We start from the raw sequence: 12033 nt of genomic DNA, 5'->3' as shown, positions 1-12033 counted from the left end.
AGTATAAGAAGTTCCACTAATCCTATAATCCTAGGTAACTAATTTTGCTCGCTAGCATCAGGGCGGTATATCATTAGTATTGAAAGAAGTGTTTATAAGTTTAGGATTTTCTTTTATAAGTAGGATTTTCTTTTATACGGTCGATAACAACTTTTCTGTTATTGTGTATAATAACATCTTGGCGCAGCGCAATTCCAAGAGATTGTTTATACGCTTTAATTTAGCTGACTTGTCTCAGACGGATGAATTTCGTCTATTATGAGCTTATCTTTCAATTCTTTCTCACGCATTTGATTTGCTCTGATTTAGCGAAATAGGACGCTTAGATTATCCATTAATACATAAAAAAAACAGGGGTTACTTACAGAATTGATCAGTTGCGAGAAGAAAAGTTCACCAACCATCGCAATTTCTAAGAAACTCCTCACCTACCCCCTCTCGCGCCGAGCCCAAGCGCGATAGGAATCGTAGCTACCAAATCCAACCAATGTAGTTTCATTATGATGGGTCTAAAATGAATTAAACAGACTTGAATAATGGCTTCTTTACGAAGATAAATTTTGTTTCCCTTAGCTTCCAAAGCAAAATCAAATATCATGATTTCATTTTTCTTTGTTAAACTAACAAACATAATCAAGCCGATAAAACTAAAAAATTTAATTCATGGTAAAGCACGAAAAGCGAAAGTAATGAGCCAAAAATAGCAGAGGGTAGAGTGGTTAAGATGGTGATGAGATGAATAAAATATTCGTAGAGAATAGCGAACACCATCTAGATCAAGCGATTGTTGGAATTTTTGACCGATTCCAACAAAAGATTCTGAGATATTGGAAGGCAATATTTGTTTGGTTAAAGTATTAATCTGTTGTGTGATGTTGCCTAGTGAATAGCCCGGAGCGATGTCAAATGAACGGGAAAGCGTAAATTTAATAAATTGATATCGCTGGGACCCCGTTGATAACACGGATCGATATCCATGATGACATTATAAGCACCGTTGCCGTCATGATACTACTTATTTCTCTTCCTCTATAAGCAAAATAGAGCACTGTTTTGATTTGTGTTGGTGTGAATTCCTAAAACTGCTGTTCTGCCCCATAATATATGCAATTTCATTTCAGAATTTTTTAATTGCAAATCCGAATCTATACTATGAACACCTTTGAATTAAGCTATTTGCGATTGCAATTTTTGAGCAGCAGTTTCTAATAAATCCCAATCAGTACTCTGAAGCACGTATTGATAATTTTTGTTAATTATTTTACTTCCAATGCTGACAGCAGGAGGATTAGTTAGAAAGACTTTCAATCTAGAAATTGATTTTAATTGCTGACGTAGTTGTTGAATAATTTGGTTCACATTTAATTTTCTTTGATCCGTTAGTTTAAGACGAATAATAAGTCACCCAATATTACTACTATTTATAGCTATTTTTCCTTGTCCTACGGAAGATACTAATGACTGGATGTTAGGATTGCGCTGTATAATTATAGAAACTTTTTATCGTTGGGCAATAAAATTAAGAAAGGTAATACCTTCCAAAACTTGAACGTTTCCAAATATCATATCAGTATCTTCTGAAGGAATAAAATCTTTAGGCACAAAGTGAAATAAGAAATTCGTTAAAATAATTATAATTAAAGAGCCAAAAAGTGTTAGTTTTATATTTGAAATTGTCTAATATAGACTATTTTCATAACAGATTTTAATGTGATCAAAATAAATTTCAAATTTCGCCTATTTAGAGGGAACTCTGGGGTGAGATATAAAATAGACAAAAACATAGAAACTAATCATAATGCCATTGCTATAACCGTGAAACTAATTTCTTTAGAGCCTTTTAAACTCGCCGACAAACTCCAGTTCTTGTTCTAGGTGGCGTATAATATTTTCTAAGACTAGAAGCATCATCAATTAAAAACCCTACAGCCAACACTAATTCCATTAAGAAGAGATTATCTAAACTAAATCCGCATAAATACATAAATCCAAAGGTGGCAATAACAGAAGAGGGCAGTAAAAATACAGCTATTATGGTTGACAATAAGTTATTAAGAAAGAGAAAAATTACCCCGATAACCAATAACGCAGAAAAAAATAAATTGAAAAGAACCACGATTATAAAGGATTTTAATCTCTGCGCCTCCTAGTAAATTTTTTGTAGGGGCAAGAAGCATGGAGTTCTTTTAGAATATTTTATACCACAGATACAGTATTGGAATTGGGTTGGCGCTGGACAACGAGAGCGATGGAATGTTTTTCCATTATACCACGTGATGGCTTTATCATTAAAAACACTGTTTTCTAGGGTTGCAATATCCTCTAATCCGAACAGGTACATTAATCTGAAGTAATAATGGCGCGTTGGGAAATGCTTTGATATTTTTTAATTGGTAATCCATTTTAATCAAACGGTAATAACCGTCTGTTTGCAAAGTTTCCGAAGATTGATTGTGGTATTTAAACTTTGGATTGCGCTTGCTATATCATTAATAATTAAATTACGGTTAGCCATAGCTTGTGGGATTAAGGTAAATTCGAACAGCAAATTATTCCCAAAAACATTAACCTGATACACTATTGTGATTAATAAGCTTGGAGCAATGTAATTTATGTAATTTTTTTGCATAGTCATCAACTTCATCATTAGTAAATTATCTTGCTGTTAAAGCCCGATAAAGTACGGGAAGAGCCCGCCGGATTCACTTTTCGCACGGTAGGGGAGTTGCGCATTTGTGAAGGTAAAGTCCGAGTTATTTGTAAAAGTGCGGATTAGACATCAGGGGCAGTTGCATCTATCTTCCGATTTAACGAAAATTGCAGAGTTATTTGCGTGGAGCCTGTAGTATTTTACATGGAACTCATTAAATCTAGTTCTAAAATTGTGCTTAGCTCTTTTTCAATCGGTGTCGCCGCTGACGTAGCCATGGTTTTGGGATCGACGCCGAATAAACTTGCGGAAACCATAATTGTTAGGAAATCGATATGTTATAAATAACCTAACTCTCCAAAGATAAATAGCGATAAAATAAAATAAAAATGACGATGGCTACTGGTTCGATTAATAAAGATTTCACAAATATTCATGATAGGCTTTTATTTTTGACCTTTGAGGAAGCGATTTTAACTTCTGCACTATTTTGAATTTCTGGTAGTGAAATCGTGATGATTATATCGCCAGGTTTTAACCCTTCTTCGATAACAGTAAATCGGGGAGACCTATTTGCCTGTCGATTTTAATTCTTTTAACCACCGTCTTTCGATTGATGATTACCATATAAATAAAAGGTCCTTTATCATCGATCTTAATAGCTTGACTGGGAGTAACGAGGACATTTTTTCTATTGCTAGAATTAATTTTACCTTGACCTTTAAAAGCCATAGGAGTTGTTGTTGAGTATTATCAATGGTGCCTTTAAGCAACACAGTTCCCGTTTTCGAATTTACAGTGTTATCTATGAAGGTTGATTTACCTTTTCCTAAAATTTTATCTCCACTTTTGTTAATGACTTCGAAGATAATTGAGTTTAGACGTTGATAACTGAGCAGCTTAGAAAATTTCTCCTGCGGTAAATTAAAATTAACTAAACCAGGATTTAATTAATTAATTAATCATGACAAGAGGCTAGACGTTTTCTGATGTAATTAAATCTCACAAGCTTTGAAGGAGACATTTTCCGTTTTACCCGTTATTTTACCCGTTAAAGGAGCTTTTATCTTTGTATAATTAAGCTGAGCTTTGATTTCTTAAAAATTTTGTTTAGCTTGAACTAATTTAGCTTTGAAAGGCTCAGGGTTAATCTAAAATAAAAGCTATCTTATTCTTACCGTTTCGCCTGGAGAGTAAGATCAATTTTTTTAAAATACCAGAGCCTGCGACATGATCGATATGGATTGAGCAGGCTCAATATTTCCTGGGATTTTCTATTCAAGTGGATGGTCGGTTTTATCCGCGGGCGAATACATTAAAAAGAAGTAAGTAGCAACGACGATGCCATACTTTTGATAAGTTTTGACATTTTATTGATGCATGCCTTTGAAGTAGAGCAGCATTCGGATTCTCAAGATCGGCGCAGCAAAACCGTCCATCTGACTTCAAAGGCACAGAGAATATTAAAGAGAATTAACCGTATTTCAGAAGAGTTAAAAACAGAAGCGCTTTCGCCCATTCCCCGAAAAAGAATTGTATAGCTGCATTCATGTCTTAGGTCTTATAAAGTTAAAACTTCTTCAGGAATTAACGCATGATGGGTCTGAATCCTAATCAACAGGTTGCGGATCATAAAGTCGTAACCTTTGACAGTGCAGCCACTTATAGTAAAATCGGTCGTTCTCTCTGAAGCAGGGAAGCCTCGCTAGCTCTAAACGCGCGCCCGTAGCTCAGTTGGATAGAGTACCTGGCTACGAACCAGGCGGTCGGCGGTTCGAATCCGTCCGGGCGCGCCATGTTAATCAATAGTTATCTGAGTTACTTGATTCGCCCTTTATGGTTCCCAAAACTTTTCCCAAAATTAACTCATCGCTTGTGTCTTTGTTGGACGATAATTATTTATAATTAAATTTAATATTTTTAAGCAGAGATCCAAATAAGAAATTATGATTTTTATATGATTTTTAGGATCCCCAATAGAACCCTCCAGCCATGAAATCATTTTGAACGTCGACGATGATTAGAGTTTTCCATTTTTTTATAAGCTTCTATTAAATGGTTACGTCGCTCATTAAGCTCACTACTTAATCCTACTTTGTAAATATGAGGGTTATCAAAACGCTTATATTCTTCCGGCAACAAACTTAAGCGATGTTGGTTATATTTTGCTATTTCATTGACCGTTTTAACAGGAGATAACCGTTTACCATTTTCCATTATCTTATGGAGAAGCGCTTCTTTTTTATAATTTTTAATACGAAAGGATTTTAGTGATTCAAAAGGATGATACATGATGTCTGTATCTTTTTCATCAATTAAAGTAACAACATCGGCTCCTAGGAAACCGCCCTGGTCATCCAATAGTCGATACACCTGCTTTTTGTAAGGTAGTGTTGTTTTAGTAGGTGTTTCGGAAAGTTTGAGACGAGGTTTATTGTGACTAAAAGCGAGTTTATACACTCCATCTAGAACACCATCTGGTTTACCAATAACAAGTTTGGTTCCGACACCAAAAATATCAATAGGTGATTTTTGTTCTAATAAGCTTTTAATTACGTACTCATCAAGCTGATTAGAAGCTACAATTTTCACATAAGAAAGACCGGATTCATCTAGCATTTTACGTGTTTTTTTTGACAGATAACTAAGGCCACCGCTATCCAGCCGTACACCTTTTAATTGCTGGCCGCGTGACTCCATTTCTTTGCCTACTTGGATAGCATTTGGCACGCCGCTTTTTAGCGTATCATAGGTATCGACCAATAAAACACAATCCTGGGGTCGACTTTCAGCAAAATCACGAAAGGCTGATAGTTCATTGTCATAACTTTGTACGAAAGAATGGGCCATTGTTCCTGCAACTGGAATAGCGTAGTCACGTCCGGCGATTACGTTGCTGGTAGCATCAAAACCGCCTACCATCGCAGCGCGACTGGCATAATAGCCTGCTAATCCGGCTGTTCGGCGCAATCCAAAATCAATAAGCCTTTTGTCTCTCGCCACATATCGCATTCGGCTAGCTTTCGTAGCGATAAGCGTTTGGAAATTTAGAATATTTAAAATCAACGTTTCTACAATCTGAGCTTCAATGAGTGGAGCTTCAATAGTTAATACTGGGCGAGTGGGGAATATAAGATCCCCCTCCTGTGAAGCGTAAACGTTTCCATTAAATCGGAAGTTTTTTAAATAATGAAGAAATTCGGAATGAAAACCTTGGTGAAATAAAAAATTAATATCTCTTTCACTAAATTTAAACTGCTGAAGGATAGTGAGCAGATCTTCCAATCCTGAAAAGATAGCGTATCCGCCCTTAAACGGCAATTTACGGAAAAAATAATCAAAAACAGCCATCTGGTTTTTTTTCCTTCCAGGAAATAAACCTGTCCCATAGTAAGTTGATACAAGTCCGTATAGGTGGCTGTAAGCTGAATCATCGAATAAAGAAATGACTCCTATTATTTTTTTATTGAAATGATTTTTTAAGTTTGCAGGTTTTTCCATTGTAGTTCAATTCAACTAAGCTGTCATTCATCAATTTAGTTGATCTACAATAGACATCTTTGCCAGCCGTCGTTCGCAAACCAAAACTATAGGTAGCATTAGCAGGGCCAGTTTTCGTCGTTACATGTTTTAGGGAATCTCTGCTTTGTTTTCCAACACTTAAAACTACTGCTCTAACGCCAACGTGCGAGGAAGTCTGTTACTCGAACTTGGACTTTAATGCTTTCGGAAGAATTTTGCGCAACTAACATTTCAGAAAAAGCCATTTTCCTACTATGGCTATACACAATCCTTGGCTCCTTTTTTCATAAAGCTTCCTTTGAAATAATTTTATAGAAATCCATTTTAATTATAAGTTAAAAAATTAAAATTTCCAGAATAGGTGCAGAGGCTTACCCTGCGCCGCTAGCGCTTGTAATTTCTGGATGAGCCAAGTGGTTCGGCATCTAGTTTTAATACTTTATAATACTATTATAATACTATTCCAATAGATAGAAAGTTGATTAATGCCTATTTAAGAGGTAACATTTATCGGCTAGCTAGACTTTAAAGAATTAATTATCTAGTATTAAAAACTATAGGATAGATATTAAGTCACAGTAAGTGAGTTTACGTTTCCAACGAGTCTTTTTCCTTTCTTTGTTTTCCGACACTTTATTTGATCTTCACTTTCTATATCCGATGTATTCGTCTGTATTCGTCACTAATATGTATTCGTCACTATAAAAAAATAAACGTGAAGTGCGGCGACAATTTCGTCAATTTTAAAAAAAGATAAGAGTCCAATTCTTATCCGTGCTAATCATTTAACTTTTTGGTGCTTTTGGCATCCTTTGGGGATTGAGTTCTCTCTGACATTATTGGGTGTGCTTTTTCCGATTTCCTTAGAATACCCATTTGGCAAAACTTGCTAAGTCAAATTTGTTTAGTCATTTCATTAGTTATTTAGGTAAAATAATAATTTCTATCGAGCTTTAACGAGCTTTAAGGCAAAAGAGCAAAGGAGACATCTGTTATGATGTTTCCAGAGGATACGCGCAGCCTTACTGCAAGATTAAATTTAAATTATTATGGTTATGGCACAGGTCAATTCTTGCAAGCCATCCTTCAAGCAAAGATGCTATTAATTTATTTCCGGTGGGATACACTGTAAATCTTCCTAAAAAGGATTGTTAATTCTACATGAAATTAAAGTGGTTAACCCTTAAAATTCATTCATCACGGCGACAAGGTGTGAAAAAACTTTCTGCAGAGATCATAAATGATCTGTAGCAGACGGAACAAAAATATTTTGAAACTTATCCCGAAAAAATTAATGCTTCCAGTCTTTTAATGCTTCCAGTCTTATAATTAAGTTTATTTTAATAAAACAAGATATTTTAATAAAAAAATATTAGAATAAAATAGCGTTTTTGTTTCTAAATTTCATGTAAGGAAATATTGTATGCTCTAATTTGAGGAATCCTAAAACAGTAATGCTAAATGAGAGTGAGGGACAAGTATCTTCGTTTCACAAAGAAGTGATTCCACACGTAAGCAATTTCGACTACTAATTCTCCGAGCCTAAATGCTTTTCTTAGGCTGTTACAAACTGCTTTTAATAAAGAATTTAGACGATTCCCAATCAAAGAAATCGTAGCTAAAATCGTGGCTAATCCAAAACGATGGAGAACTTATTAAAGCACTTTTTGTAGAACAATTGGCAGAAGAAGTATTTAGTCAGAGTGAAAATAAAACTTCAACTCGCAAAGAAGAACTAGAAGAAATTTTAGTATTGGGAGAAGCTTCTAATTCCACTTTTATGGGGCATCTTCCTCTTTGACGAAGATACTAAAACTATCTGCCAGAGCCTATATTGGGTGAAGACTTGATAGCTGCACGTAGAAGAAACCTTTCTATGTTAAAATAAACTCATGTGTATTCAGGTAATTTCACATGTGCCTTATGAAGATTTAGGGGTGATTGACAATTGGATTGCAGTGAAAAACTATGCACTTTCACGTACTCGAAGTTACGCGGGTGAATGTTTGCGGCCTACCCTAGAAACTTTTGACTTTCTTATTCTCATGAGCGGACTGCAAATTGCCTGCGTATATCATCTCTATGATTACCTACTCTATGATTACCTACAAAGAGATGAGCTGATCCAAGCGGGCAAACCAAGCAGGGAAGTCTATTTTAGGAATTTGTTTAGGTAACCAAGTTAATCAGCGTAGCTTTGGGATCTAAACCTCTGCTTAGCCCAGAAAAAGAAATAGGCTGTTTTCCAGTAGAACTTACGCCGGAAGGGAAATCCGTAGTCATTTTTAAATATGCATTGTCATATTTTAATTGAAAAATATCCGGAAGATTTACAGGAAAGCATTTATAAACAAGCACCAGAAACTATTTTAACCAGTGACTTTCAAGTATTAATAACTTGCTATTGAAATTTTTGGAAATGTTTAATGTTTGTGGTTTTTGAGCAAAGCGAGGAATTACCTCGCTTCGTTCGTAGTGATATTTAGAATCGACTTCGTCGGTCTCCACTATCACGTCCGCCACCTTCACGTCGGCGACCGCTACCATTGCTGTTATTATCTCGTGCAATGTTGACTCGGATTTTACGGCCTTGTAGCTCAACGCCGTTGGCAACCAAGGCAGCTTGCGCTCCATTTTGGTTCGCATAGGTGATAAAAGCAAAGCCCTTAGATTGGCCCGTTTCGCGGTCCGTAATTAATCTGGTTTCTTCGATATCGCCATATTGCCCGAAAAAAGATTGAAGATCATCAGCTGTCACATGATATGACAAGCTCCCCACATAGACTTTATTTTGACTCATCGTCATTTTCCTTTAGTTATAAAAATAAAAATGCTTTCGCAAGAATGTCAGGAACTGTCACACAAAAAGAAACCCAAACGAATCTATGCTCGGCTTTAATATTGTACGACATAATCTTGAAAAAAGATATGAATATCGGGTGCTTGCAAGGTTCTTCCGTAGAACCCACTCCAAATTTTTTAAGTAAAATTAGGGGGAAAGGTTTTCTAGTATAATCCCCCCCTTATGTTTGAAGTGTATCTGGATAATAATGCAATAACACCAGTAGCTCCATAAGTTTCTGAAAAATTTTTTCATTTTTTAAAGAATTACGGAAATCCCTCTAGTCTTCATCGCATAGGGGTCGACACAGAGAGGACTATAAATGAGGCAACACCGCTGCTTGAGTGCATTGTTGCACGCCAAAGAGCAGAAATTATTTTTATCTTCTTCTCCGGTGGCACGGAAAGTGTCAATTTAGCAGTTAAAGGAGTGATTGAGGCTACGGGGTGACGCCGGGGCTCACATTGTCACAACACCGATAGAGTAATTCTGTTTTAACCACTTTGAAACAACTTGAATCAAGAGGGGTGACTGTTGTTGATTTCACACGGATCGACTCTAACGGCAAAGTTTCGCCGGAAAGGGAATAGCGCTCTTTACGTGAAAGAAAAAATACCGATTCAATCCTTGATCACCAGGGGGAGAACAAGAGTTTCGTTTACGCTTGGGAACTGAAAAATGTTCTCGCTATCGTTGGATTAGCTGAAGCAGCCTAAACTTGCTTACGCAAGGTTGCAAACGACTTAAAAGCATTTACGAGATTTAAGAGGCTATTTCTTAGAAGAATTAAAAAATTCCACAAGTAATGATTAATTTTCTTGGGGAGACGCTTGAAAATACTGTGAACGTTTCCTTTCAAAGGCAATGATGCATTCTGTCAAAAAAAAGGCAAAAAAAAGGAATTTATGTGTCAGCCGGTTCAGCATGTAGAGGGACAAAACGTAAGCCGAATCACATCTTAAAAAACAATTGGTTTACTGCCTAAGCGAATACAATCAGCAATTAGATTTATTTTTTCTAGTTATACTACTCAGGATGAAATTCGCTATACCGTAGAAAGTATTAAATCGATAATTGATAAAATTGATAATGTTCGCTAATTGATAATTTTTGCTTGCTTGATTTGAATTTAGCAGAAGATAAAATGCTCTCGCATTTCGAGAAGCATTGAAGCGGATTTTTGTAATGGTAACGTTTTCTAAAGCGTTTCGCTTACCATTTAATAGAAATTTAAATGAAATTGCAGAGATAATGATTTCGTATATTGGAAAAATTATCCTTCAAATTCTATGAAAGTTAATAGAGAAATAGGCACAAAGGTTCTGCAACGTTTTTCCAGATTGAAGGTTGATCTTAACTGAACTCAATTAACTATTTTTATTGAAGTACGTAAAGAAGGAGTATTTGGATACACCAATTTTGATTATGTGAAAGGGGTCAGGATGCCTTTCGGTTGATGTTGGCAGCCGTGATTTGCTTCTTTTATCTTTGGGAATTGATAGCCATGTTGTAGGCTGGACTTTATTAAAACGCGAAATGATGATTAACACTGTCTACTTTCATAGTTTTTTACATGGGCGAAAAAGTAAAAAAAATTTGTCGATCTTGCTCGTGTACTAACGCAATAAAAATTACGATCAATAAATTTATATATTCCTCATTTTATTCAAGTTCAGAAGTCAGGTAACAAAAGCTGCCCAGAATCCATATAGGCGATTATTCGTTGTTGGTTTATGATGAATATAGTGGAAAAACTTGCAACGCCTTCTTATCAAGTGCTTAGTTTTAGCTTGGCTGGAGATTTTATCAATTTCATGAGAAATGACAACAAATGAAGAAATTAAATAGGATAGCTTAGTTGATATTGAAATTTATTGTCGTTTGTTTTGACGGTATGAGAAGTGATAGGAATAATTTCACTGGATATTTTACCTTTAATCACTTCCTGAAAAGGATAGGACGATAAGTGCAGTTGTATTTCAGAAGGCATGTTATTCCCTTTTCTGCAGTGCTAGAAAATTCGCATAACAAGCATGCACATCAGTACATGGAGATAAGCTTCAACTTTTCTAGATCTTCTTTCTCAGATATCGTTGCTATTGATTGATCACTTAAGATCTCAACTATTTGAATAACTTGTTGAATAATTTTATAATAATAAAAATTAATCTAATTTATATTTTTCTGAGATTTTTGTGAATGGCTGGCATTAGCTCGGTTAAAAATTTCGATGATATCTTTTCGATGATATCTTTAGGAAATAGATAATAATCAGTTAACACTTTTGATACTTGAGCTTGAGTTTCTTTATCAAAAGCGAATATAAGAAGTATTTTCTAATTCACGCGTGAGAATAATACAATAGGTTCGAAAAATTTTGCGTTAAGTTAGCAAATATGCCGGAACTGTTGGAGGCACCTCTTCTCATAAATGGTTATTGCCGCTGCGATCTCTTCTTTTTGCTTTAAAAATATTCTTCAATTCAAAGTTATTTTCTTTCCATAACAAGCTCTTTATCCAAGTATATTTTTCATAACCAATATCAATGGCAAATTGGATAGACTAAGCCAAGTTGTGCGTGAAGTGTTTTAGAACCTTTTCTGATAAAAGAAACGTGACCAGCAGTTTTTTATAGTTGCTTCTCAAAATGCGTCATTGATGTTTAAGGTTGCAAATCATCTGACTGACTATAATATTCAGTGATGCATATCACCCAACGATATCACTATCACCCAACTTGAAAAAATCAATGATTACTACTGGACCTGGACCTTGCGCGAGCAAAGGGACTTTTGCCTGCGCCTATTCGGATTTAGTGTGCTCGAACAAATCACCAACGTGGCTCAATTGCCGCTTGCCTGCCCGGGTCAGTTAACTTCTTGGGGGCCCCCGCGGGGGGTGGGGGTTGATCTCTTCCGATCATGGGCCCATGCCAGACCCTACCCAATCGCTGCTTTTGACCCTCAGCAGGGAAAAATTATTTCCTCGGGCAGCACGTGGGATTATTCGATATTTCTTG

At 35.9% G+C, this 12033-nt stretch carries 10 protein-coding genes, 1 tRNA gene and 1 pseudogene; 6 read left to right on the top strand and 6 right to left on the bottom strand.

Features of this window, described 5'->3' with window-relative positions; translation table 11 throughout:
- Positions 1–424: 424 nt before the first annotated feature.
- The 4 genes from MRH55_RS05005 to MRH55_RS08170 form a co-directional block, all read right to left on the bottom strand.
- Entirely contained in the window at positions 425–631 is a 207-nt protein-coding gene (locus MRH55_RS05005; protein ID WP_304985159.1) for a hypothetical protein, read from the bottom strand.
- 536 nt (positions 632–1167) lie between these two features.
- On the bottom strand, positions 1168–1359 hold the full coding sequence (locus MRH55_RS05000; RefSeq protein WP_304985158.1) for a hypothetical protein: 192 nt from the start codon (positions 1357–1359) through the stop codon (positions 1168–1170).
- Positions 1360–1840: 481 nt separating this feature from the next.
- Entirely contained in the window at positions 1841–2116 is a 276-nt protein-coding gene (locus tag MRH55_RS07820; RefSeq protein WP_369421025.1) for an efflux RND transporter permease subunit, read from the bottom strand.
- A gap of 1154 nt (positions 2117–3270) precedes the next feature.
- On the bottom strand, positions 3271–3549 hold the full coding sequence (locus MRH55_RS08170; protein ID WP_500784519.1) for a hypothetical protein: 279 nt from the start codon (positions 3547–3549) through the stop codon (positions 3271–3273).
- 477 nt (positions 3550–4026) lie between these two features.
- On the opposite strand from MRH55_RS08170, the gene MRH55_RS04995 reads away from it, so the two are divergent.
- A complete protein-coding gene (locus tag MRH55_RS04995; protein ID WP_304985157.1) occupies positions 4027–4191 on the top strand; it encodes a winged helix DNA-binding protein in 165 nt (54 codons plus the stop codon).
- Between the two features lie 178 nt (positions 4192–4369).
- Positions 4370–4446, top strand: a tRNA-Arg gene (locus tag MRH55_RS04990).
- Positions 4447–4648: 202 nt separating this feature from the next.
- On the opposite strand, the pseudogene MRH55_RS04985 reads toward MRH55_RS04990, so the two are convergent.
- Positions 4649–6084 (bottom strand): annotated as a pseudogene (locus MRH55_RS04985) (nicotinate phosphoribosyltransferase).
- Between the two features lie 1766 nt (positions 6085–7850).
- On the opposite strand from MRH55_RS04985, the gene MRH55_RS04980 reads away from it, so the two are divergent.
- Both MRH55_RS04980 and MRH55_RS04975 read left to right on the top strand, forming a co-directional pair.
- A complete protein-coding gene (locus tag MRH55_RS04980; protein ID WP_304985156.1) occupies positions 7851–7973 on the top strand; it encodes a hypothetical protein in 123 nt (40 codons plus the stop codon).
- Between the two features lie 91 nt (positions 7974–8064).
- Complete coding sequence (locus MRH55_RS04975) at positions 8065–8349, top strand: hypothetical protein (RefSeq protein WP_304985155.1); 285 nt, start codon at positions 8065–8067, stop codon at positions 8347–8349.
- Positions 8350–8654: 305 nt separating this feature from the next.
- Here the strand turns inward: MRH55_RS04975 and MRH55_RS04970 are convergent, their stop codons facing one another.
- Entirely contained in the window at positions 8655–8972 is a 318-nt protein-coding gene (locus tag MRH55_RS04970) for an RNA recognition motif domain-containing protein (protein WP_439647873.1), read from the bottom strand.
- A 1331-nt stretch (positions 8973–10303) separates the two neighbouring features.
- Here MRH55_RS04970 and MRH55_RS08050 point away from each other — a divergent pair.
- Positions 10304–10375: a hypothetical protein gene (locus tag MRH55_RS08050; RefSeq protein ID WP_439647891.1), complete on the top strand. Its 72-nt coding sequence runs from the start codon at positions 10304–10306 to the stop codon at positions 10373–10375.
- Positions 10376–10487: 112 nt separating this feature from the next.
- Positions 10488–10634, top strand: a complete 147-nt coding sequence (locus tag MRH55_RS07815) for a hypothetical protein (protein ID WP_369421021.1) — start codon at positions 10488–10490, stop codon at positions 10632–10634.
- Positions 10635–12033: the final 1399 nt, after the last annotated feature.

Origin of the sequence: Coxiella-like endosymbiont, assembly GCF_030643785.1 — a bacterium.
Taxonomy (GTDB): Bacteria; Pseudomonadota; Gammaproteobacteria; order Coxiellales; family Coxiellaceae; genus Coxiella.
The sequence above is the reverse complement of the archived record's forward strand: the minus strand, read 5'-3'. Positions and strand labels throughout refer to the sequence as shown.

Excerpts from the sequence above, each read along its gene's own strand:
- MRH55_RS05005 (WP_304985159.1), bottom strand. The coding sequence starts at position 631 with ATGTTTGTTAGTTTAACAAAGAAAAATGAAATCATGATATTTGATTTT.
- MRH55_RS04970 (WP_439647873.1), bottom strand. The coding sequence starts at position 8,972 with ATGAGTCAAAATAAAGTCTATGTGGGGAGCTTGTCATATCATGTGACA.
- MRH55_RS04995 (WP_304985157.1), top strand. The coding sequence starts at position 4,027 with ATGCATGCCTTTGAAGTAGAGCAGCATTCGGATTCTCAAGATCGGCGC.
- MRH55_RS04975 (WP_304985155.1), top strand. The coding sequence starts at position 8,065 with ATGTGTATTCAGGTAATTTCACATGTGCCTTATGAAGATTTAGGGGTG.